General features: G+C 43.3%; 21 protein-coding genes. 10 read left to right on the top strand and 11 right to left on the bottom strand.

Annotation, left to right across the window (positions count from 1 at the left end; genetic code table 11):
* Positions 1 to 30 precede the first annotated feature (30 nt).
* From MSG35_RS13165 to MSG35_RS13150, 4 genes are all read left to right on the top strand, one after another.
* Complete coding sequence (locus MSG35_RS13165; protein ID WP_348983485.1) at positions 31 to 456, top strand: CreA family protein; 426 nt, start codon at positions 31 to 33, stop codon at positions 454 to 456.
* Positions 457 to 584: 128 nt separating this feature from the next.
* Positions 585 to 1,889, top strand: coding sequence for an inosine/guanosine kinase (locus tag MSG35_RS13160; RefSeq protein WP_017059838.1), 1,305 nt, complete (start codon positions 585 to 587; stop codon positions 1,887 to 1,889).
* A gap of 294 nt (positions 1,890 to 2,183) precedes the next feature.
* Complete coding sequence (locus MSG35_RS13155; protein ID WP_248384172.1) at positions 2,184 to 3,932, top strand: formate--tetrahydrofolate ligase; 1,749 nt, start codon at positions 2,184 to 2,186, stop codon at positions 3,930 to 3,932.
* 237 nt (positions 3,933 to 4,169) lie between these two features.
* The gene (locus MSG35_RS13150) at positions 4,170 to 6,074 is read left to right on the top strand and encodes a diguanylate cyclase (RefSeq protein WP_248384171.1); all 1,905 of its coding nucleotides are present in this window, start codon (positions 4,170 to 4,172) and stop codon (positions 6,072 to 6,074) included.
* A 63-nt stretch (positions 6,075 to 6,137) separates the two neighbouring features.
* Here MSG35_RS13150 and MSG35_RS13145 read toward each other — a convergent pair whose 3' ends face one another.
* Positions 6,138 to 6,743, bottom strand: coding sequence for a beta-phosphoglucomutase family hydrolase (locus tag MSG35_RS13145; protein ID WP_048660224.1), 606 nt, complete (start codon positions 6,741 to 6,743; stop codon positions 6,138 to 6,140).
* Positions 6,744 to 6,830: 87 nt separating this feature from the next.
* On the opposite strand from MSG35_RS13145, the gene arfB reads away from it, so the two are divergent.
* Positions 6,831 to 7,241, top strand: coding sequence for an alternative ribosome rescue aminoacyl-tRNA hydrolase ArfB (gene arfB, locus MSG35_RS13140; RefSeq protein WP_248384170.1), 411 nt, complete (start codon positions 6,831 to 6,833; stop codon positions 7,239 to 7,241).
* A 195-nt stretch (positions 7,242 to 7,436) separates the two neighbouring features.
* Here the strand turns inward: arfB and MSG35_RS13135 are convergent, their stop codons facing one another.
* Positions 7,437 to 8,078, bottom strand: a complete 642-nt coding sequence (locus MSG35_RS13135) for an outer membrane beta-barrel protein (protein ID WP_248384169.1) — start codon at positions 8,076 to 8,078, stop codon at positions 7,437 to 7,439.
* 444 nt (positions 8,079 to 8,522) lie between these two features.
* Positions 8,523 to 8,837, bottom strand: coding sequence for a helix-turn-helix transcriptional regulator (locus MSG35_RS13130; RefSeq protein ID WP_248384168.1), 315 nt, complete (start codon positions 8,835 to 8,837; stop codon positions 8,523 to 8,525).
* Between the two features lie 201 nt (positions 8,838 to 9,038).
* On the opposite strand from MSG35_RS13130, the gene MSG35_RS13125 reads away from it, so the two are divergent.
* Positions 9,039 to 9,365: a hypothetical protein gene (locus MSG35_RS13125; RefSeq protein ID WP_248384167.1), complete on the top strand. Its 327-nt coding sequence runs from the start codon at positions 9,039 to 9,041 to the stop codon at positions 9,363 to 9,365.
* Between the two features lie 101 nt (positions 9,366 to 9,466).
* On the opposite strand, the gene MSG35_RS13120 is transcribed toward MSG35_RS13125, so the two are convergent.
* The 3 genes from MSG35_RS13120 to MSG35_RS13110 form a co-directional block, all read right to left on the bottom strand.
* Positions 9,467 to 10,528, bottom strand: a complete 1,062-nt coding sequence (locus MSG35_RS13120; RefSeq protein ID WP_248384166.1) for a trypsin-like serine protease — start codon at positions 10,526 to 10,528, stop codon at positions 9,467 to 9,469.
* 280 nt (positions 10,529 to 10,808) lie between these two features.
* Complete coding sequence (gcvT, locus tag MSG35_RS13115) at positions 10,809 to 11,942, bottom strand: glycine cleavage system aminomethyltransferase GcvT (RefSeq protein ID WP_048608440.1); 1,134 nt, start codon at positions 11,940 to 11,942, stop codon at positions 10,809 to 10,811.
* 448 nt (positions 11,943 to 12,390) lie between these two features.
* Positions 12,391 to 13,014 (bottom strand): XRE family transcriptional regulator, encoded by a 624-nt coding sequence (locus MSG35_RS13110; RefSeq protein WP_017064652.1) that lies wholly within the window; start codon positions 13,012 to 13,014, stop codon positions 12,391 to 12,393.
* A gap of 441 nt (positions 13,015 to 13,455) precedes the next feature.
* Between MSG35_RS13110 and MSG35_RS13105 the strand changes: the two genes are divergently transcribed.
* From MSG35_RS13105 to gcvP, 3 genes are all read left to right on the top strand, one after another.
* A complete protein-coding gene (locus MSG35_RS13105; RefSeq protein WP_059018605.1) occupies positions 13,456 to 14,748 on the top strand; it encodes a serine hydroxymethyltransferase in 1,293 nt (430 codons plus the stop codon).
* A gap of 51 nt (positions 14,749 to 14,799) precedes the next feature.
* Positions 14,800 to 15,180 carry a glycine cleavage system protein GcvH gene (gene gcvH, locus MSG35_RS13100; protein WP_004730871.1) on the top strand — a complete coding sequence of 127 codons (381 nt, stop codon included), beginning with the start codon at positions 14,800 to 14,802 and terminating at the stop codon, positions 15,178 to 15,180.
* Between the two features lie 90 nt (positions 15,181 to 15,270).
* Positions 15,271 to 18,150 (top strand): aminomethyl-transferring glycine dehydrogenase, encoded by a 2,880-nt coding sequence (gene gcvP, locus MSG35_RS13095; RefSeq protein WP_248384164.1) that lies wholly within the window; start codon positions 15,271 to 15,273, stop codon positions 18,148 to 18,150.
* Between the two features lie 371 nt (positions 18,151 to 18,521).
* On the opposite strand, the gene MSG35_RS13090 is transcribed toward gcvP, so the two are convergent.
* From MSG35_RS13090 to MSG35_RS13080, 3 genes are all read right to left on the bottom strand, one after another.
* Positions 18,522 to 19,112 carry a hypothetical protein gene (locus tag MSG35_RS13090; protein ID WP_248384163.1) on the bottom strand — a complete coding sequence of 197 codons (591 nt, stop codon included), beginning with the start codon at positions 19,110 to 19,112 and terminating at the stop codon, positions 18,522 to 18,524.
* 108 nt (positions 19,113 to 19,220) lie between these two features.
* Positions 19,221 to 19,595: a hypothetical protein gene (locus tag MSG35_RS13085; protein ID WP_248384162.1), complete on the bottom strand. Its 375-nt coding sequence runs from the start codon at positions 19,593 to 19,595 to the stop codon at positions 19,221 to 19,223.
* 249 nt (positions 19,596 to 19,844) lie between these two features.
* Positions 19,845 to 20,159 carry a hypothetical protein gene (locus tag MSG35_RS13080; RefSeq protein WP_026012397.1) on the bottom strand — a complete coding sequence of 105 codons (315 nt, stop codon included), beginning with the start codon at positions 20,157 to 20,159 and terminating at the stop codon, positions 19,845 to 19,847.
* 363 nt (positions 20,160 to 20,522) lie between these two features.
* Here MSG35_RS13080 and MSG35_RS13075 point away from each other — a divergent pair, with 363 nt between their 5' ends.
* Positions 20,523 to 21,905, top strand: coding sequence for an MATE family efflux transporter (locus MSG35_RS13075; RefSeq protein WP_248384161.1), 1,383 nt, complete (start codon positions 20,523 to 20,525; stop codon positions 21,903 to 21,905).
* 96 nt (positions 21,906 to 22,001) lie between these two features.
* Here the strand turns inward: MSG35_RS13075 and MSG35_RS13070 are convergent, their stop codons facing one another.
* Positions 22,002 to 22,565, bottom strand: coding sequence for a type II secretion system protein (locus MSG35_RS13070; protein WP_282449878.1), 564 nt, complete (start codon positions 22,563 to 22,565; stop codon positions 22,002 to 22,004).
* Positions 22,566 to 22,979: 414 nt separating this feature from the next.
* Complete coding sequence (locus MSG35_RS13065; RefSeq protein ID WP_248384160.1) at positions 22,980 to 24,035, bottom strand: DUF1254 domain-containing protein; 1,056 nt, start codon at positions 24,033 to 24,035, stop codon at positions 22,980 to 22,982.
* Between the last annotated feature and the right edge of the window lie 93 nt (positions 24,036 to 24,128).

Genomic DNA, 24,128 nt, shown 5'->3' with positions numbered 1-24,128 from the left:
TAATGACGATAAATACAGCATAACACAACCATTTTCATCTATCAGAGAAATGGTTTCGTAATATGTTATATATCTAAGGATATCAAGATGTCTTCATTAGATGACGATAAGATCGCAGGTGTTACCTGTCATATCGCATCAATCGAAGCAAACCTTAGCCTTTCTGATCCAAGTGATAGCTCTATCTCTTGTCGTCAAACAGGTGAAATTACACCAGAAATGATTGCTAAAATAGACAAGAGTAAGTCTGGCGAAGTGGTATTCAAGCAATCGAAAAGTATCTTCTTTAAAACAATGAAGGTTCGTCGTATCTACGATGCAGAGAATCAGTCGCTGCTTTACTTGTCTTACACCACCAAAGAAACGGAAGGCAGTTTCAAGCATAGCCTTTCAACCGTTCCGCTTTGGGGTACAGAGGCTTACGTAGACCCAGCAACACTTGTTCCAGCTGAATAGCCTTAAGCACAAGTAAGCCGAATCATCTGTACAGACATTGTGCAGGTGATTCAAAATGTAATAAAAATGAAAGAAACAGAAACAAAATGTGATATCATGCGGCAAAATTTTTTCACTGTATTTTTCATATGAAGTTTCCTGGACAGCGTAAATCTAAGCACTACTTTCCAACTCACGCACGTGATCCGTTGGTCAACCAAATTCAACAAACACCTAAGCTACACCGCGCAACAGTGGTCGGTATAGGTCAAACGATTGTTGACATCGAAGCCCGTGTTGACAACGCGTTCCTAGAAAAATACGAGCTGAGTAAAGGTCACTCACTGGTATTGGAAGAAAGTAAAGCAGATGCGCTGTATGAAGAGTTAGTTGAGCGCGGTTTGATCACGCATCAATACCCTGGCGATACTATCGGCAACACACTGCACAATTATTCCGTACTTGCAGACAGCAAATCTGTTCTGCTTGGCGTAATGTCTAAGAAGATCGAAGTTGGCTCATTTGGTTATCGTTACCTTTGCCGCACTTCTTCTCGTATGAATCTAAACCACCTTCAAACTGTTGATGGTCCAATCGGTCGTTGCTACACGCTTATTTCTGAAGATGGCGAACGTACGTTTGCAATCAATGAAGGCCACATGAACCAACTTCTTCCAGAAAGCATTCCTGAAAAAGTGTTCGAGAAAGCTTCTGCATTGGTTGTGTCGTCATACCTAATGCGTGGCAAACCTGAAGATCCGATGCCAAAAGCGGTACAAAAAGCGATTGAATACGCGAAAGCGCACAATGTGCCTGTTGTACTAACACTTGGTACTAAGTATGTGATCGAAGGCAACGCTGAATGGTGGCAAGAATACCTGAAAGAAAACGTAACCATCGTCGCGATGAACGAAGATGAAGGTGAAGCACTAACGGGTGAAAAAGATCCTCTATTGGCTGCTAACAAGGCACTTGAGTGGGTTGACCTAGTTCTATGTACTGCAGGCCCTATTGGTCTATACATGGCAGGTTACACTGACGAACCAGCGAAACGCGAAACCACACTGCCATTGTTACCGGGTAACATCCCTGAGTTCAATAAATACGAATTCAGCCGTGCGATGCGTAAGCAAGACTGTAAAGACCCAGTAAAAGTGTACTCTCACATTGGCCCTTACCTAGGCGGCCCACTTGAGATTAAGAACACCAATGGCGCTGGCGATGGTGCACTTTCAGCACTACTTCACGACATGGCGGCAAACAGCTACCACCACGTGAATGTACCAAACTCAGAGAAACACGAGCACGCTTGCCTGACGTACTCTTCACTGTCTCAAATTTGTAAGTACGCAAACCGTGTGAGCTACGAAGTGTTGACTCAGCACTCTCCTCGCCTTTCTCGTGCACTACCTGAACGCGAAGATAGCTTAGAAGAAACATATTGGGATCGTTAATCGACCCTATTAGGCAGTTAACTCTTAAAGGTTAACGCCAAGTGAGATTACCCATTCCTTGAAAGGCTGCTATATGCAGCCCTTTTTGTATTCAACGCCAATATAATTGCAGCTGAAGGTAATCAGATCGAATATTTTGCTCGTTTAAGATTTGATCTCGCGCAATGACTCTTTAGATCTGTTATCTTCCAGCACATAATTCGTGTGGTTTGCCTTTACTTGGCAAATTTATACAGTACTATCGCCACGCAAACGTTTACGTACCACCTTTCGGTTCTGATATAAGGATCAAATATGCTGTCTGATATTGATATTTGTCGCTCTACTCCCCTTAAAAACATCAGTGAGGTTGCCAAGCAAGCTGGCCTGCAACACGACGAACACCAGCCATTAGGCGAATTCAAATCTAAAGTGTCTCTCACGTCACTTGAACGTCTCGCTAACCAACATGATGGTAAATTGGTCGTAGTCACGGCGATTACACCCACACCACTCGGTGAAGGTAAAACAGTGACCACCATTGGGCTCGCTCAAGGTCTTGCCAAAATTAACCAATCAGCAATGGCGTGTATTCGTCAGCCTTCAATGGGCCCTGTATTTGGTGTAAAAGGTGGCGCTGCGGGTGGTGGTTACTCTCAAGTTGCCCCTATGGAACAATTAAACCTGCATCTGACGGGCGATATTCATGCTGTTACGGCCGCTCACAACCTCGCCTCTGCCGCCATTGACGCACGTTTGTATCATGAGCAGCGTGAAGGGTTAGAAGCCTTTGAAGCGCGCTCAGGCTTAAAAGCACTAGATATCGACCCAAGCAGAATCGTTTGGCGACGTGTACTTGACCACAATGATCGCGCATTACGCATGATCACGGTTGGCAAGAACGAAGCAGACAAAACAATTAACGGCTTTGAGCGAGAAGATGGATTTGATATCTCAGCCGCTTCAGAGCTGATGGCTATTCTTGCTCTAGCCAATGACCTTCAAGATTTGAGAAAGCGCATCGGACGAGTGGTACTTGCTTACAACAAACAAGGCTTGCCGCTAACCGCAGATGACTTCAACGTTGCAGGCGCAATGACCGTAACCATGAAGGATTCTATTGAACCAACATTGATGCAAACCCTTGAAGGCGTTCCTACCCTAATTCACGCCGGGCCTTTCGCGAACATCGCACATGGTAACTCTTCAATTATTGCCGATAAGATAGCGTTAAAACTGAGTGACTTTGTCGTGACCGAAGGTGGTTTCGGCTCAGATATGGGCTTTGAAAAAGCGTGCAACATAAAAGCGAAAGCGTCGAACAAAAAGCCCGATTGCGCTGTGGTTGTTGCAACATTACGTGGATTAAAGGCCAACTCTGGTTTATACGATTTGAGACCGGGTACTCCGTTACCTGATTCAATCTTTAATGATGACCAAGACGCGCTTATTGCAGGCTTTGAGAACCTTAAATGGCACATCAACAACGTTAAGCAATACCAAGTGCCTACAGTTGTTGCGATTAACCGATTCCCACAAGACTCAGCTCAAGAGCTCGATGCTTTGAAACAGATGATCACCGACTTCGACTCAAGCGTTAACGTTGAAGTAAGCGAAGCATTTGGTCAAGGTGGCGAAGGCGCGACTCAACTGGCTCACGCCGTGGTAAAAGCTTGCCAAAAACAGAGTGAATTTAAGCCTTTGTATCACTCAGAGCAAAGCCTAGAAGAAAAGCTGATGGCAGTTGCTGAAGTTGGCTATGGCGCGGCAAGGATTTCGCTATCTCCACTGGCTAAAAAACAACTGGCTGAATTCAAACTGCATGGCTATAGCGACCTATCGGTTTGTTTGGCAAAAACACCACTATCGATCTCGACAGAAGCACACGAAAAAGGTGCACCAACCCAATTTGACGTGCCTGTTAGAGAACTAAAACTGTGTGCTGGTGCTGGCTTTATTTACGCGTTGTGCGGCAATGTGATGACCATGCCAGGCTTGCCTGACAAACCGGCATTCATGTCGTTAGATATTGATAGTAAAGGAAATATCGTTGGCCTAAGCTAGCTGCCCTTAGCTAGATAATCGGCAATTAATCGCGATTAATTTAGCTTAGGTTTCGGAGCAGTGTTCTATATTGAGCAATCATTTACTAACGAAGTGATTGCTCAACAATCAAGCTTAACTGCAAAAAGTTGCACTTAAATCGTAGTTATATGCGAATCTTGTCTTAACTTCTGGGTCAAGATCACATTAAAAACCCTATAAAATATATAGTATTGCGCTGATTCTTTGAGGACAGTGATGAATACAAGTATAAAAAAACTAGTTAGCCAATTTCTATGTACCATCTTTGCCCTAGGACTAGTCCCTGCCCTCTACATTAACTCTGAATTTGACAGGGTTGAAGCTCAGCACACGCTAAATATCCAACAGTCCAGCCAGAACCAGATCGAATACAGCTTTCATGAACTCGCTGTTATTGTTGAGCAAATCTCTAACTCTGTTCCTTCAATCGCCGACTCTCAAACACTACTCCGAGCGATTCGAGAACCTTCTATTATCCATATAGAAACCCTGCAAGATCTTTGGGTGATGTTAGCTCGTGGCCAAAAATACTATTCTCAGCTTCGTTATCTCGATCTAGCCGGCAACGAAGTGTTCCGTGTTAACTACAAAGACGGTCGAGCCACTGTCGTCCCAGAGAACGAACTGCAAAACAAATCTTCTCGAGATTACTACCAGATGCTACAGAAGTTAGAGATTGGCGATGTCAGCTCTAGAGGCATTGATCTTGAAATGGAAAATGGAGAAATCATCCACCCGTTAACGCCGGCGCTTCGCATTATGACGCCAGTCGCTGAAGGGAATCGAATTATTGGTTACTTCATTGCAAATCTAAACATGCTAGAGATTTACAACCGCCTTCATTACCAAATTGGAGACTCCGCTGCAGTCCCGGTCATTCTAAACAAAACTGGCCATGTCATCATGGGCCCCGACCCAGCTGAATCATTTGGGCATGTAATTGAGTCACGTTCAGACAAAACGTACGCAAAGCTATACCCGGCGCTTTGGAAAGACATTCAAGACAACTCTTCGTCTAGCTATTTCGATGGTAAGAACTGGTATTTCCACTCGGACATCAGCCCAAAGATAAAGCAGTTTGCAGGCCCTATTTACATGGTTCTTCACATTGAAAATCAGCATTTCAGCAGTCAATACCGACAAGAAAAACAAGCGATTGTCGTTCAGATCATCACCTTGTCTTTCTTGATTTCGATGATCTCCGCTGGCTTTGTATTGTGGAACAGTAACCACAAGAAGAACAGTATCGATAGTCAACTGGCTAAAGCCGCGATGAATGGTATGTCTGCCTTAGTGATTACCGACAGAAACAACCGTATCATCAAGGTAAACCAAGAATTCACCCGTGTTAGTGGCTACGAGTTAGAAGACGTAAAAGGCCGCCAACCATCCATGTTTGCCTCTGGCCGATACAATCAAGAGTTCTACATCAAGATGTGGAGCATAATCACTAAGACTGGGGTTTGGGAAGGCGAAGTGGTCAACCGCCGTAAAGACGGATCTTTGATCACTGAAATACTACGAATCCAAACCATCAAAGATTCAAACGATGTGATTCAGTTTTATGTCGCTTCATTTGTGGATATCAGTAAACATAAAGAGCTAGAAAACAAACTGAGAAACCTGAGCGAAAAAGATGCCTTAGCTGGGTGCTGGAATCGCCGTAAGTTCGATCTTGAGCTGCGAGATGAGTGCTCTCGTGTGAATCGATACCCTACTCGCGAACACTCTTGCTTAGCGATCTTGGACATAGACTATTTCAAACGCATTAACGACAGATTTGGTCACGATTATGGCGATCGCGTCATTCAAACCGTTGCTGAGGTATTACAACGTGAGTGTCGAGAAACTGATTTTGTGGCTCGTATTGGTGGTGAAGAATTTGGCGTTATTCTGCCTCATACCACAACTGAAGAAGCTGAATATGTGCTTAACAGATTGAGAATCGCGGTCAGTATTGAGCTAGACAACGTGGTGACGGTCAGTGGCGGAATCACCAACCTGACCAACGACCCTGCTCTCAACTACAAGTGTGCGGATTTAGCACTCTATGAAGCCAAAGCAGCAGGTCGAAACAGTGTTTGCTTATTCCTAGACAGCGAAATGAGCGAAATCGCCTAACAGAAAATCAATCTTGTTCCGCTAGGCTATCAGTTTGGCGGTTTAACAACCCAATCCTTTCAATCAGCTTGGTGCTGGATAGAACTCTAGTTTGCTCCCTTCTACCACCAGAATACAATCCATATTCGCAGCATGAGCAGCCTGCTTACCTAAGTTCGTATCTTCAAACACAACACACTGCTTTGGCTGCAAACCCATACCAAAACACGCATCTAAGAAAGTATCCGGATTTGGTTTGTGATTCTTGACGTCTGTTGCTGTCACTAGGATATCCAGCTTACTCAAGATGTCTGTCTTATCTAGTAACTGTTCGGCACTTTTACGTTGACTGCCCGTTCCGACTGCAATCTTCTTATTACCCAAATGCTCTAACAGCAGAGAGTGAGTACAAGGGATAACGTCTCCTTTGTCTTCAATAGCCGCAAACGACGCCATCTTAAACGTAGAGACCGCTTGTGGGTCGAGAGATAAACCGTATTTACTGTTCACCTCACCGGCTATCTTATAACTCGGCATGCCACCTAAGCTATGTAGCCAAGACGCTTCAAAATGAAAGCCAAACTCTTCAGCCGTTTGCTGCCACGCCTTTACATGTGCAGGCATTGTATCGATCAACGTACCGTCCATATCAAAGATTAATCCTTCATATGCCGTTAAATCTATTTTCATCACTACTACCACTCTTTAATAAAGTTACTGATACCATAACCAATATTCAGTATCATGACCCCATATTACCGTTCAAAATGGATGTTTATGTTACAAATATCTAATTCTGTTTCGATTCAAGACTGGGAACTCCAGTTAACCGCGATCAGAGCACAAGGAGCCGGCGGTCAGAACGTCAATAAAGTATCGAGCGCGATACATTTACGTTTTGATATTAAGCACTCCACTCTACCTGACTTCTATAAAGAAAAGCTCCTCGCACACAAAGATAGCCGAATCACGAAAGATGGCGTGATTATCATTAAGGCGCAGCAGTATAGAACGCAGGAACAAAACCGAGATGATGCTTTAGTGCGTTTGAAAGAACTGATCTTGGAAGCAACAAAAGTTCAAAAAGTGAGACGAGCGACTAAGCCTACACGCAACTCCCAAAAGCGAAGAGTCGATGCCAAGAAACGAAAAGCTCAGACTAAATCCCTAAGAGGTAAAGTTCAGTAGTTTGTTTCTTTTCGCTATTGATTTATGAGCCTTCCAGTAAGGCCAGGAGTTCTGGAAGCCAGACATCTCTAAATGCCATTTCGGTCTTATTTAGTTAGCTTTTCACTAAAGTAGGCTTAGACCTAAAACACAATTCTTGAAATCCCCTAAATAACAAGGCAGCTAGGTATATCCCCCAGCTACCTTAAATAGATATTAGAACTTGTAGCCAACAGTTAGGCGAGTTTGAACCTCGTTGTCTAGGCTGTTATCAGCATCGTATTTAAGTGCATTAACATCTGCATAGATACCGTTGTTAAATGTAGTACGAACACCAACACCAGCAAAACCTGCTGTATCACCAGCAGTACTGTTATCGCTCTCTGTTTCTCCAATAGCACCATCAGGAGACAAGCCGTAATCAATTTCACTAATATCAGTACTGTTAACAGCTACACCAAATTCAGCGTATGGCTTTACATCTAGATACTGAGTTTGGAAAGTGTAACCAATATCCGTAGATAGTGTCATCGTTGTTGATTCATAGTCGTTGTTATCAACGTAAGTGGTTCCATCAGGAGTTACTTTATTGCTGGTAGATTCAGCCGTACCTTTACTTATTGAAGCTTTGACACCAACGATCTTGTTAATATCATAACCAGCTTCGATTACAAAAGACTGACCAGCCTCAGAATCAAAACTTTTAACATCACCATCTTCTTGTGTAGTTGTACCGTTCTGAGTAGAAGTTAGAGAGTTAAGGCCTACACCAGCCCCCAAGCGCCAGCCTGAATCTTCAGCCATTGCTAAGCCAGATGTCAGACCAAGAGTAAGAACGATCAAAGTTATCTTTTTCATAGTAAGTTGCCTTAAGTTGTAATTTACGAATTTAAGCAACATCCCTGCGCTTCAGTATTTGTAGGTTATCAACCACTATGAAATGAGCACAAATGATATAGATCTATAACAGTAATGCGTCATACGCATATCATAAATAAGCTATTGTTTAATCTTGACTTGTTGAATCTTAATTATCCACCTTCCTTTATTTACACAACCAAAACCATTGCCCGACCCTTTTATCAAAAACTAAAAAGCCCCATAGGCAAATACCTTGCGGCTTAAAATCTCATTAAGTAGTAATACGTTTCCCATAACTCTCTGTGAAATAGCACCACCAAACAGCTGCGTGGAAGAGTGAACTGATGGCTTCATGCCCTCAGATAACACATTACCCTAGAGGTATCTGTCAATTTGACTAACGAATAGATCCATTACGTTGTTTACTTGAAAGAGAGAGTATTACTTCTTTTTGACCGACAAAATCAATTTAATTAAGAGCATGCGCTCTTCGCTGGTCAGCAGACGACTGACCGCTGCTACATCTTCCGCTGTCGCTTGTGATGCACCAACAACATCAAGTACCACATCCAAATCTGTGACTTTCAATGTTCTCGTGAGCGAACGATACTGAGACATTTTGATATCAGCTTCACCACGCTCGATTCGTTGATAGGTTTTTAAACTCATTCCCGCACTTGAGGCTAATTTTTCCTGGGACAAATTGGCTAGCTTCCTACGATCAATCAGCGCCATAATTATGGGTTCTTGTGACATAGGCTTATCCTCAATAGACAGTTATGACCTAATTTCAGCAAGAAGCAGACCATATTGACTCGCCACAGTTTACATACACAATTAAAGGCATACTATCCGATTATTAAAAAACGTTACGTTTCATAAACTTTGACACTTAGATCGGTCGTGAGCGTACAGGCTACTAAACTTGAATACTCAAATGTTGGGAAATAAGAAAAATTGCAAATTGCGAATAATAAAGGTGTCATATTGGAAATTGCGAATCACTATACATTGGCATTTCCTTGCATTAGTAACGCATTAGAATCAGACAATCCCCGCCCAGAAATTATTGCAATACAACATAAGCTACTCACTTACAAAGAGGTGTTGCTACACGGGAGCATGTTGGAAGGTAAGGAATTAAAGCAGGCTTTTTCTGCATTGAACGAAAATGAAAAAGGTGTAGCGCAAGGTGGGACTAAAAGCATCAATGCTGCGATAAAAGAGATGGATGAGATTCTAGAAAGATACAGCCGTAAAGCGGTTGTAGTACTAAGCAGCTAAGTACCTAAGCGGGTAAATGACTAAACAGATAAACCTGCAGAAATAAAAAAGTCGACGCTATCGTTAGATAAAGCGTCGACTTGTTCTAACATTTTGAAGTTCTAACGTTTAACTGCTTTTCTAACACTAGCAATCAACATCAGCATACCTAGCAAACCAAATGAAACACTACCTCCGCTGCTGCCAGAACCAGATGAAGTTCGCGCATTCACATAAGCTGTTCGCTTAGCGTCAGTAGAAACAAATTTAGCGGTTTCAGTTCCAGCAATTACGCTATCAATCCAGACTTTATAGTCAAGGATTTCAGTAAATACAGATGTCACCGTAGAGTTTCCACCACATGTGTCTGGCCCAAAGCTAGTGATACCAACCTGTCTATAGTCAGTACCATCTTTCCAATAGACTGGACCACCAGAGTCACCTTGACAAGTACCATTAAAGAGCCCGCTAAATGGGCTGTAATCACCGTTAAAACATATTTGGTTATCAGTTAATGCAGAACCATCAATAAAAGCAGTTGCACAAGTCGCATTGTCTACATAATTAAGAGATGCTTTTTGCAATAAGGTCGTACTGTCAAAACCTGAACGTGTATCGCCATGGCCAACAGCAACGAAGTCATTAACACCAATTCGATAATCATCGTTTGAAGGACGCTTAACAACATCATTGATTGAGTCGACATTCAGTGCGCTTTCTAACTTAAGTATAGCAACGTCATTGCGTAATAGGTCGCTCAACGCATTTGAATAATCACTGCGATAGTAAACTTCGGATACACGTGCTCTTTGAATGTTACCGTTAGGAAATTGAGACGAATCTTCAAGTTGAGGGACAACAGTAGTAAACAATTGACCTTCTTCGTTACCGTAAATACAGTGCGCTGCGGTTAGAATGTGGGTCTGGTCTAAAATGGTTGCGCCGCAATAAGGGCCTGTTGAGTAAACACCGTCATAATCAATACGATCAATGAATAAGCTCGCCATCGAAGGAAACTCAGCTACTGTGGCGTCGCTGCCATTCACAATATAAGGTGTTACACCCACATCAGGAGTACTTTCGTCCGTGTTTTCCGTTGCCATAACACTTGATGTGTAAATCAATGGCGCTAAAAGCCCTAAAACGGCTTTACGAACCGGACTCATTGTATGGTTTACGTTCATAGTTAACTCCTTGTAACCCCTACTACTTATTTACAAAAATGATGAATCGTCACCATAACACGTCACAACCGTGATTATAGTAAGTATTTGTAACGATATCGCCACATATCTCATTTTATAAACGAATTTTAAGTAACCGTTGTTAGTGGGTAACGCTAAACCTAATACGATCACAAAAACATACGCTACCAAAAACAAAAAAGCCTACCGTTAGGCTTCCCAATAAAGAGAACCAAACAATAGGCTTTCGTTAAACTTGGTGTTTTTCTCTTAAAAGAGATTAGCCACGATAGTAACGCTGAGGTACGAATGGCATTTTTTCTACTGTCATTGGTAGCTTCTTGCCACGAACTTCAGCGAATACTTCAGTGCCAATAACCGCTAGGTCAGTACGAACGTAAGCCATAGAAACAGGCTTGCCCGCGTTAGGACCCGCAGTACCACTTGTTACAACGCCAATCTTGTTGTCTTCAGCATCGAACAGCTCAGCGCCTTCACGTACTGGTGCTTTAGTCTGACCAACAAGACCAACACGCTTGCGCTGAACGTCTTTAGTCGCGATTTGCTCAAGGATGATATCAGCGCCAGGGAAACCGCCTGCACGTTCACCGTCAGTACGACGCACTTTTTGGATACCCCATAAAAGGCTAGCTTCTACCGGCGTTGTTGTTGTATCTAGATCGTGACCGTACAGACATAGACCACACTCAAGACGAAGTGAGTCACGAGCACCAAGGCCAATCCACTCAACTTCAGCTTCTGAAGTCAGCTTACGCGCTAGTGCTTCAGCGTGATCGTTCGGTACAGAGATCTCGTAGCCATCTTCACCCGTGTAGCCACTGCGGCTCACGATGCATTCAACGCCATCGATATCGACTTTTTGAACATCCATGAACAGCATGTCTGCAACGCTTGGTTGGAAACGAGCAAGAACTTCAGATGCTTTAGGACCTTGAAGTGCTAATAGAGCGCGGTCATCAATCACTTCCATTTCTACGTCAGCTGGTAGGTGCGCAGTAAGGTGGTCGATATCTTGTGTCTTACAAGCCGCGTTCACAACAACAAATAGGTGATCGCCTAGGTTTGCAACCATAAGGTCATCCATGATGCCGCCCTGCTCATTAGTAAAGAACGCGTAACGCTGTTTACCAGAAGGAAGGTCGATAATATCTACAGGAACCAAAGATTCTAAGACAGCAGCTGCGTTTGCACCATGTAGACGAAGTTGCCCCATGTGAGAAACATCAAAAAGACCGGCAGCGTCACGAGTGTGTAAGTGCTCTTTCTTTACACCTAGTGGGTACTGAACTGGCATATCGTAGCCAGCGAAAGGAACCATTTTCGCACCCTCTTCAACGTGAAGTGCATGCAGTGGTGTTTTTAGTAGGTCTTGATTTGCGTGTTCTTGAGTCATTTTATTCTCCATGAAGCGTTGCAGGCTGTCCAAAATCGAGTCTGCCGCTTATATCTCTATTTAGAGTCGCCTCTAACGATACGGATTAACGTTAGAAACAGTAGATAGTAAAAAGTGATGTCTTTTATATAGGCTTATATTGTTAGCTTTATAAATCTGAATAGCTGTACAAATCCCATACAACTCACTTTCTAAGAATTCACTTCAGTAAACTTCAATCAACATGAGTAAACCGTGTTCACTATAATAAACAAGCCTGAGTGAGTTTTACACCCTTAACAAGATTAAAACAGCTCAAAATGTGACATTTAACAATTTAAAAACAATTTATAGATGCATACAAAAACGCGATATTGATGATTTTCACATCAATATCGCGTCTATTGGCTAACGTTCGAAACAAAAGCAAACGTTTGCATTCACTATAAGAAATTCTAAGTTTGTTAACTTATTTTGCAGTCACCCACAAAATGAGTGCATCTTCTGTGCTGGTCGAAATCAGCATATGGCCCATATTGGCATCGTAATACATGCTATCGCCTTCGCTCATTGGCACAGGTTCGTAGAATTCTGAGTAGAACATCACATCACCAGAGATGATCATTAAGAACTCTTCACCGTCATGACGCACCCAATCATTATACTCTTCAAAAGTACGTGCTCTCACGCGGCTTTTAAACGGCATCATCTTCTTATTAGAAAGCTCAGTCGCAAGCAGTTCATGTTCATAAGTCGGTGTTGGGTGTGGCTTACCTTGGCCTGCCTTGGTTAAGTCGCGACGTCCTGTTGCGACTTTTTTTCTTGGTGGCTCAAAGAGTTGTGGCATATCGATTTGCAAACCCATCGCCAATTTTTGCATTGCTTGAAACGTCGGTGAGATCTGTTCGTTCTCGATTTTGCTGAGCGTAGAGCGAGCCAAGCCTGTTCTTTGGCTTGCTTCTTCTAACGTAATCCCAAGCTTGCCGCGGATATCTTTAATACGCTGGCCAAGCCTAAGTGGTTCGATATTCTGGTCTAACGTTTCCTTCGCCAACGTTAAAGATGGGTACTCATCATAAATGTCTTCTGACATAGGTCCCTCATTAATTTTTTGCTTCCTGTCTATTAATTTCATTGTTGCATGAAGCGCTTTGTTGATTAAAGAGCACACAGAGAAATAAAGCGTGCTCCCCGTAGCAAAACAAGAAAAGTTGTTTCCTATTGGAAATTTTTGTTGAAAATTGATTTTATCGGAGCTATGTTATCGACTTGTTAGATGAAGAGATGCTACTTCAGCTTGCAGCAAATGATAGATTTAACATTTGTAAGAGCTGTTTTTTACCCGAACTTTTTGGGAAACAATTCGTGCTGCATTGCCCCTACAACGATCGCTTAGACGCTGTAAGAGTATATTTATAACGCAATTCACGTTTATCTATACCTATATAGCGCAAACGATACCGATGCAGAAATCAACGTAAGACCTAATGGACTATAAAAACAATCACCATTAGCTTAATGAAAGGTCTCGACAATGAACGCTTACCAAAACCATAGCTTAGACAGTTTTTTCTCTACGAACCTATCTGCGACTGACGACGCAGTATTTGCTGGAATCCAAGCAGAGAACACTCGTCAAAACGAACAAATCGAACTTATTGCTTCTGAGAACATCGTTTCTAAAGCAGTAATGCAAGCTCAAGGCACTTGCCTGACCAACAAATACGCAGAAGGCTACCCAGGCCGTCGTTACTACGGTGGTTGTGAGCACGTAGATACAGTAGAAGCTATCGCGATTGAACGTGCTAAACAGCTGTTCAAGTGCGAATACGTAAACGTACAACCTCACTCAGGTGCTCAAGCGAACGGCGCAGTTAAACTTGCCCTACTTCAACCTGGCGACACGATCCTAGGTATGTCTCTTGACGCTGGTGGCCACCTTACACACGGTGCGCGCCCTGCAATGTCTGGTAAATGGTTCAACGCAGTTCAATATGGCGTAGACCGCGACACTCTTGAAATCGATTACGAAGCAGTTCGCGCTTTAGCAATCGAAAGCCAACCTAAAATGATTATTGCTGGTGGTAGTGCTATCCCACGTGTTATTGATTTCGCTAAGTTCCGTGAAATTGCTGACGAAGTTGGCGCTATCCTAATGGTTGATATGGCACACATCGCGGGTCTTATCGCGACAGGTGCTCACCCTAGCCCACTACCACACGCACACGTTGTTACAACAACAACGCACAAAACACTTCGTGGCCCACGCGGCGGTATGATTCTTACGAACCACGAAGACATCAACAAAAAAATCAACTCTGCAGTGTTCCCAGGCCTTCAAGGCGGCCCACTAATGCACGTTATCGCGGCTAAAGCAGTGGCGTTTGGCGAAGCACTTGGCCCAGAATTTAATACTTATATTGATTCAGTGATCGACAACGCAAAAGTTCTTGCTGAAGTGTTGCAAACTCGCGGTTGTGACATTGTGACTGGCGGAACAGACACGCACCTAATGCTGGTTGACCTTCGTCCTAAGGGCTTGAAAGGTAACGTAACGGAAGAAGCATTAGAGCGTGCAGGGATCACATGTAACAAAAATGGCATACCATTCGATACAGAGAAGCCTATGATTACTTCTGGCATTCGTTTAGGTACGCCAGCTGGAACCAGTCGTGGTTTTGGCACTGAAGAATTCAAACTTATCGGTGAATGGATCGGCGATGTTCTTGACGGCTTAGTTGAGAGCCCTGAAGGCAACGCTGAAGTTGAGCAACGTGTTCGCAAACAAGTTAAAGAGCTTTGCAAGCGCTTCCCTCTTTACCGTTAAACCGTTTTTAAGATTTAAATTAAAACCTCATAAATTTTTGGAGAATAAGCAATGGACAATACACTAAAGTTTGCAGACAGCCACGAGTGGGTAAAAGACAACGGTGACGGTACTGTGACTATCGGTATTTCTGAGCACGCTCAAGAGATGCTAGGTGACGTTGTGTTTGTTGACCTGCCTGACACTGGAGACGAAATCGAAGCTGGCGAAAGCTTCTCTCTAGTTGAATCAGTGAAAGCAGCTTCTGATATCTACGCACCAATCTCTGGCGAAATCGTAGAAATCAACGAAGAATTAGAAGATAGCCCTGAGTTAATTAACGAAGAATCTTATGAAGGTGGTTGGATTGTTAAAGTGAAGATGTCTGATGCATCTGAACTAAACAACCTTAAAGATGCGGAAGAATACCTAAGCTCTATCGAAGAAGACTAATAGGTAACCTCATTACGATAAAGCTGCTCTTTTGGAGCAGCTTAATTTTAGGGGCTAGCTCACGGCTCCAGAGAGAAAGTAGAACATATCATGACTGAATTACTTCAAAGCCAATTACTGAAAGACTTGGGTACGCAAAACGAGTTTGTTGCTCGTCATAACGGCCCTAATAAAGCAGACCAGCAAAAAATGCTTGAAGCGATCAACGCGACTAGCTTAGAAGCACTGATCGACGAAACGGTTCCTGCACAAATCCGTCTTGAAAAACCAATGACACTTGCTGCTCCATTGAGCGAAATGGACATGCTGACCTCTCTTAAAGAGATCGCTAACCTAAACCAAGTGAAACGTACTTTCATTGGCCAAGGCTACTACAACACATTCACTCCAAACGTTATTCTACGTAACGTTTTAGAGAACCCAGGCTGGTACACAGCTTACACACCATACCAACCAGAGATTTCTCAAGGTCGTCTTGAAGCTCTACTGAATTACCAACAAATGGTAATGGACTTAACTGGTATGGAAATCGCGAACGCGTCTCTTCTTGATGAAGCTACAGCGGCTGGCGAAGCTATGACACTGTGTAAGCGTGCTGGTAAAAGCAAGAGCAAAGTATTCTTCGTTGCTGACGATGTTCACCCTCAAACACTAGAAGTTGTTAAAACTCGTGCTGAGTACATCGGTTTTGAAGTAATGGTTGGCGCTCTTGAAACACTTCCAGAGCAAGACGTATTTGGTGCGTTAGTTCAATACCCTGGTACAACAGGCGAAGTTCGTGATCTAACAGACATCATTGCGAAAGCTCAAGCAAACAAGACTCTTGTAACGGTTGCAACTGACCTACTTGCTTCTGCTCTACTTAAGCCAGCTGGCGAAATGGGCGCAGACGTAGTCATCGGTTCAGCGCAACGTTTCGGCGTTCCTATGGGTTACGGCGGTCCACACGCAGCATTCATGGGTACTCGTGAAAAGCATAAGCGTACAATGCCAGGTCGTGTAATCGGCGTATCTATCGATACTCACGGTAACCAAGCGCTACGTATGGCAATGCAAACTCGTGAGCAACACATCCGCCGCGAGAAAGCGACATCGAACATCTGTACAGCTCAAGCACTTCTAGCAAACATGGCGTCTTTCTACGCGGTTTACCACGGTGCAGAAGGCCTTCGTACTATTGCTCGTCGTACACACCACATGACAGCTATCCTAGCGGCTGGTTTGACTAAAGCGGGTTACGAGCTAACGAACAACAGCTTCTTTGATACCATCACAATCAACTCTGAAGAGAACACAGATGCACTGTACGCAAAAGCGCAAGCAGCAGACATCAACCTTCGTCGACTTGTTGGCAAAATCGGTATCAGCTTAGATGAAACAACCACAGTCGACGACGTGAATGCCCTATTCGCAATCTTCGACGTGAAAGAAGACGTTCAAGCACTATCTTCTGACATTGCATCAAACGAGTTTGCCGCAATTCCAGAAAACTGCCGTCGTGAATCAGAGTTCCTAACTCACCCAGTATTCAACACGCACCACAGCGAAACGCAAATGATGCGTTACCTAAAACAGCTTGAGAACAAAGACTTCTCACTCACGCACGGCATGATCCCACTGGGCAGCTGTACAATGAAGCTGAACGCTGCTGCTGAGATGATTCCAGTAACATGGCCTGAGTTTGGTTCAATTCACCCATTCGCACCTCTTGATCAAGCAGCAGGCTACACAGCGCTAGCGAAAGACCTAAAAGAGAAGCTATGTGAAATCACTGGTTACGACGATTTCTCACTACAGCCTAACTCTGGTGCATCTGGTGAATACGCAGGTCTAATCGCGATTCAACGTTACCACGCAAGCCGCGGTGAAGCTCACCGTAACGTTTGTCTGATTCCAAGCTCTGCGCACGGTACTAACCCTGCAACAGCATCAATGGTTTCAATGAAGGTAGTGGTTGTTAAGTGTGATGAAGATGGCAACATCGACATGACTGACCTAGCAGCGAAAATCGAGAAACACAAAGAAAACCTATCAAGCATCATGATCACTTACCCTTCTACACACGGCGTATACGAAGAGCAAGTGAAAGAAGTGTGTGAACAAGTACACGCAGCGGGCGGTCAGGTTTACCTAGACGGCGCGAACATGAACGCTCAAGTAGGCCTAACATCTCCAGGCTTCATCGGCTCAGACGTATCTCACTTGAACCTACACAAAACATTCTGTATCCCACACGGTGGTGGCGGTCCGGGTATGGGTCCTATCGGTGTTAAATCGCACCTAGCACCTTTCCTACCAGGTCACATCGAAAACGGTGTACAAGGTTCTGACTACGCGGTATCAGCAGCAGATTTAGGCAGTGCTTCAATTCTACCTATCTCTTGGGCTTACATCGCGATGATGGGCGAACCTGGCCTAACAGACGCAACTAAAGTAGCGATTCTGAACGCGAACTACGTGATGGAGAAACTACGTCCTCACTACCCTGTTCTTTACCGTGGCACTAACGGCCGCGTAGCGCACGAATGTATTATCGATATTCGTCCGCTTAAAGAAGACACAGGCATCAGCGAAGAAGATATTGCTAAGCGTCTAATGGACTTCGGTTTCCACGCACCTACTATGTCTTTCCCAGTAGCAGGCACGCTAATGGTTGAGCCAACTGAATCTGAAGATTTAGAAGAGCTAGACCGTTTCTGTGAAGCGATGATCGCAATCCGTCACGAAATGGCAGCAGTGAAAGCGGGTGAATGGCCACTAGACAACAACCCTCTAGTGAACGCACCGCACACGCAAGTTGACCTTTCAGGCGCAGAATGGGATCGCCCTTACTCTCGCGAACTGGCTTGCTTCCCATCGAAAGCAACGAAGAACTCGAAGTACTGGCCAACAGTTAACCGTGTAGACAACGTATACGGCGACCGTAACCTAATCTGTTCTTGCCCAAGTATCGACAACTACGAAGACTAATTTTTGTAGATTTTAGATAAACAAAAGCGAACCACTTGGTTCGCTTTTTTGTTTTTCAGATTATATGACTAAGAAAGCATTGACCTTACCGTAAGGGAAAGGTTTAAGGTTGAGTGAAACCAACAATGAATTAGGAAATGATTATGGGATGTTGCAACAAAGCGCCAAAAGGAGGTGCCCCTCTTGGCCTGCTTCTAAAAGTCACGCTCGGGATCGGGCTATTTGTGTTTCTGCTGGCTTTGTGGCAATAAATTTGAGCTGAGCCCTTAAGGGACGCTTTCGACAGTGCCTTAGAGACAACCAAAAACAGAACTAGTATGTAATATTTGTATGCCCTATCTTTAACCGGGTCTGCAAAATATAATCATGTTTCATTCTTCAACCCCAATTAAACAATGCTCTCCATGTTGAGGAAGAGAGTGAATTCCACCAATTCGCTTTAAGTCGCATGCGGATAATGAGGGTTCAACCTGCGAATAACAGCACTGCATACACAGAATTTCAGGCTGCGCACAGATAGAAGAAATGATTACTTGATCACTTGTCGTGCATGGTGAAAAAGGTTTTTGTTCCCATGCAAAAGAACCAGTGCAAAAAAAAGCAACCTGTGCCGGTTTGCCGCATTTCTCGCAAAACCCACGTAATTTTCGAAAGATCTCTTTCAGAACAATTAAATCTTCTTTTCTTTCCCCTTGTTTATTGTCGTGAAGGACAAACTCTTCAAATTCACGCAATGGAGTTGGAAGGTATTGATAGAGACCTTTTCTTTTGTATTCAAAGTCGGGGTAGAAGACAACCAATCGTGCTTGTGACGTAGTAAATGACTTGCGATATTCCAATAATAAATGTTCTCGACATAAGGTCTGTCTTTGATATCCATACCATGAAAACCAAAGAAATTTTTTAGGCACTTTGACACAAAAATCAGTAACACTTTTTTCTTGGCACTTAAGACAAGTCATCGACACATCCTCCAATAATTTCCGTAGGGTCGCTTTTATACAATCAAACAGAATAGGAAAACTATGCTGTTTAAGTAGAGAGCTAAGTAGCATAAAAAACCACGGTGTTTAGCGCATCACTTCAAGCTTCAGGATTACATTATCTATATGTGATACCCTCACCCTTAACCCTTTTCTTATAGGCCCGCCATGCGACTTAGTATTATTAAAACCAGGGGAGATACTAAAGTCTGAATAACTAAATTTAACACCCTCAACAGTAAAACTTTCCTGTTGATGCCCTCCATAAGGCATCGGGTTAAAGTTCTCAACACTTCCTTCAACAACATCATATTCACCCTGACCGTAATCAGATAAAAGGGAATATAATTGAATTATTAAGCTTCCCCCACTTAAAGCAGTCCAAAGCACTGAAAAAATAAGGAGTATTTTGAAAACCATACCTATGCTTTGTTCAGTCGCAGGCTTACCAACAACTTGCACATCCCAACTGGATAATTTCTTTCTATTTTTATAACCTTAAGCCGATATATATATAAATAACAAACCGGGAAGAGCGAAACAAAGTGACCACAACCCTTCAAACTTTATATTATAAACAACTTCGTACATTACGACCTCAATTGAATGCTAACACCTTGGCTAATCCATTTTGCCATAAACTCAAAATCGGCTTGAATTGAAAGTGCCAAACGTTGTGAATCAAACTTAACCTTCTTGTTATACAAGTGGTTAATTGTGCTCTGCAGTTTCTTTAAAGAGCAGGTTCAGAGGTTTAACCAAAGAGTAAATCCACAAGCCAAATGCTACAAAGCACCACATAAATAATGTTAGAAACAAACTAAATATTGGCCACATAGCCAAGGCGAGCAGCAGGCCTGATATGCCCGTTACTGGTGTTTCATCCCACTTTACAGTCTCCGCACCAAATATAGATGCGATACCACATACTAAAAAGAAGACAAAGAAGCTCAGGCTAAAGCCGATAAAGAGCATTTTGAAAAGAGACCTTTTCGATATTTTCTTAACTGTAATTTCCATTTTCATCCCTGTATTTGTATAACAGCTGTGCTACAGAAAATTCTGCCTAGTTCATTAGTCACCAATTGTACTAGCCTTTGTCTTTCCATAACAATCACTTATACCACAACCTTAGTGATTAGCGTGGCAAATATAGAAATTATCCAACTAGCATGATTTACAATAAATCAATAACTTACGTGAGTTAGTGTTGTGTTTTGACCATCAGAATCGGCCCCTACCTCAAAGCTAGTGAAACTCAATAAATCCAATGCTTGACCCTATACGGTAAGGTGTTTATATTGTCGCCCGCCCAACGGGGCACATCCTAAAATACACACCGGCCATCCTGCCATCATTCGTGTATTTATATTGGTGTTGTGAACTTCCATGCTAACGAAACTTCGTCCTTTTACTCGAGAATCGGGTGCGCTTATGCATCTTTCGATTCCAATCATTTTGACTCAAATAGCTACCCAAGCGATGGGATTTGTCGATACGACAATGGCTGGCCAAGTAAGCCCTGCCGATCTCGCCGCTATTGCACTCGGCACTAGCCTTTGGATTCCAGTGTTGTTGTTGTTACGTGGTGTAATTATGGCGTTAACACCTGTTGTCGCTTACCATCGCGGCGCACGTGACTTCCAGAGTATCTCTGTTGAATTCTTCCAGATGGTTTGGTTGGCATTAATTGCTAGCGTATTACTCATCGCTTATTTAGTGAGTGCGAAACCGATCTTAGAGTGGATTGGTGTAGCCGCTGAGATTATCCCTATTGGCAGTGACTATGCTTTCGCCCTAGCCTTTGGTGTGCCGGGTATTGCCCTGTTTTATACCTTGAATGGCTTCTGTGAAGGTATGAACAACACCAAAGTACCAATGATCATTTCGGTGGTTGGTTTGTTGGTGAATATTCCGGTCAACTACGTGCTTATCTACGGTAAGTTCGGCTTCCCTGAAATGGGCGCTGTGGGTTGTGGCTGGGCGACAAGCTTGGTGTATTGGTTAATGTCGGGAATGCTGTATTCCTACATTAAAGGTCATCACCACTACAAGACCATTATTAGCTTTGCCGATGCAAAACCAAAAGCGAAAGAGATGCTTCACCTTCTAAGATTAGGTTTACCTATCGGGATGAACATTGCTGTGTGTGGCAGTATCTTTGCGGTTATCGCTTTGATGATTGGCCGTATTGGTGCAGAGAACGTGGCAGCGGCACAAATTGCACTTAACATATCGAGCCTAACTTACGTGATTCCTATGAGTATCTCTTTTGGTATTACGATTCGTGTTGGACATGCATTAGGTGAGAAAGACGAACTAGGCGCAATTGAACGCAGCAAAGTCGGCATTTTGGTTGCCGCGTTGATTTCATTACTTTCAGTTGCGATGTTCCTGCTGTTCCCAGAATGGATCATTAGACTTTACACCACCGACCCTGCAATTAGCGCAACGGCAGCAGTATTGTTGACCTTTACTGCGATGTACCAATTCAGCGATGCATTACAAACGTCTGCTAACGGTGCATTACGTGGTTATAAAGATACCAAGATCCCAATGATCTTAGCCATAGCTTCATACTGGGGCTTAGCATTACCACTGGGCATGGTGTTGGGCTTAACAGACCACATTGTTCCTGCAATGGGTGAAGAAGGCTTTTGGATTGGTATTCTAACGGGCTTGAGCGTTTCAGCGACGCTGATGTTAATTCGCTTGCGATACGTGATTAAGAAGCGTGATTTGCCACCAGCAAGTGCTGCATTGTCAAACTAAGAGAAATCATCAAGCTAATACAAAAAAGCGCGTTACTACCAACCGGTAATTACGCGCTTTTTTATTGAATGTCTATCAACAGTTAAAGAATGCGGTTTAACACTCGTCGTTCACTATACGAACTGTACATTCACAACCACCAGCAGGACATTCATTTCCGGTAACTCGCCCACCAAAAGAATCGTAAAGAACATAACAACCCGAGGGTAAGGCATCATCAGTTATGTTATTTCTGTCAAGGTCAGCTTGACTGAATGGCTGAGTAAATCCCACTACCGTGTGTCTGTTGCCTAATTCAGAAATTATGCTGTCATCATCTGACAAGGTCAGGAAATGGAGCATGTTTAACTCATCACCTGATTCCCCTACACTTTCAGGGCAAAGGGTTCCCCAGTCGACCTCAACTCGACCGATACCAAAATCGATGACATAGTTACTCTGATCATCTGGATTTTCCGCACTGGGATTAAGTCCAACAATAATGGCCTTTGAGGTTACTTGTGTAATTACCCCTTCCATCGCACCCGCAACACCTTCAAGTACCGCTTCTCTTGCAGATTCTTGAATACCAAGGAACCTCGGGGCAGCTGTAACGGCCAACACTCCAAGTATCACGATCACGATGATTAATTCCATTAAAGTAAATCCGTTTTTCTTCATGACATACACATCTTTTGATAACTTAAATATTCGATAACCCAATGAATTACCTATAACTATACACCTCAAATAGGACTCATAACACTCCACGGCTATCGGTTTTTATAACGCTGGTATGTGGTATTTGTTCCCTTTAGAGGCAGTAAAGATAACTGGAAGCGTTGTCACATAAGGTGTCAGCGGGTTTAAATTCGAACAAATACGTGGGGAAACTGAAAGTATCGATGGAAGAAGGTTTAATTGATTTATTTGAACTGAGGCACGCTGCGTATAATCAAAGTTAGACCATTTTTTGACTCGGTCTTTCTGTTTCTCCGACCAAGAAAACAAGAAACGAAATAGAATCCATAAAAAACGCGCTACTACCATAGGTAATAGCGCGTATCTATCTATCGTTGTACGACTATCGCAACATTAGTTCACTACTTTCACGTAAGGAAGCACTCGGAATCCATCACGTACTTTTTGGCTTGGAATGTAATGACGGAAAGCTAAGTTAAACACACCAGAATCGTTCTCTGTTTTGATGTTGTTGACTGCATCATCACCACAACCAAAGCTTACAGTGTAAGTGCCGTCTGCATTTTTCTCAGCCGTGTTTGAGCTAACGTTCGCCACTTCACCAAACATGAAACCTTGCTTGTTGTAGACAGTTACCGACCAAAACGCTTGGTTTTTAGGGTCATCAAAGGTTGCCTGATGACAAGTGTCTGCTGGGAAGTTACCAGAGACTTCGTAGATATTGTCATCTAACTGCGCGCCACCCCAACCGATAGCCGCACCCACTGCGTACTTCTCTTTGGTAAACATCTCTTTTGAAGCATCTTCAGGGCTGGTAAACATACCAAACGTCGCCTGAGCACCATCGCGTTTTAGTAGTTTTGGCATTTCCATCTTAAGGTTTTTCTCGACCTCATCGAATGATTTCTCATCCACTTGCATTGCCATGAATTCGCCGTCTGCTTTTGCATCAATGCTCATCTGATCTTGGATTTTATGAACTTCATCTTTGGTGAACGTCGCATCAGTACGAACGATGACATACACGTGGTCGCCACTGTGAGTAGAAAGATCAAACGTACCAGAACCGTATTGCATTGGCTGAATGCGGTGGTCTTCTGTAATCACTTCCATCGACATGTATTTGCCTTCTGGAATCTCAGGTAGCGTAATCGTCGCGCCTTGCGAAACGTTAATCACAGCCATTGAGTAGTAAGTGTCTCGGTTCATTCGAACCACAGGCTGTTTATCGGTTGGCGTTAGTTCGCGTTTGTGTAGGAATTTATTAACGCCAACAAGCTCTTGGTTTTTCAAATATTGGCGTGACGTTTCGTACACCGCGTAATTGTCGACGGTAGTCACTTCACCATCGGCATTGAAGAACTCTGTCAGAGTTGAAACTTCTTCGGCTGCGTAAGAAGAAAGAGAAACTGCGCTTAAACCTAAAACTACTAATGCTAATTTTTTCATTGTTGACCTCTAATAAAATCGATAACGCTAAATCAATACATAGTCCATTTGTTTTTGTTCGAACAGTTAGTTCGTTAACCGCTCAACTTGTGA

The sequence above is a fragment of the Vibrio sp. 1CM23M genome (assembly GCF_023161755.1).
Taxonomy (GTDB): domain Bacteria; phylum Pseudomonadota; class Gammaproteobacteria; order Enterobacterales; family Vibrionaceae; genus Vibrio; species Vibrio coralliirubri.
The sequence above is the reverse complement of the archived record's forward strand: the minus strand, read 5'-3'. Positions and strand labels throughout refer to the sequence as shown.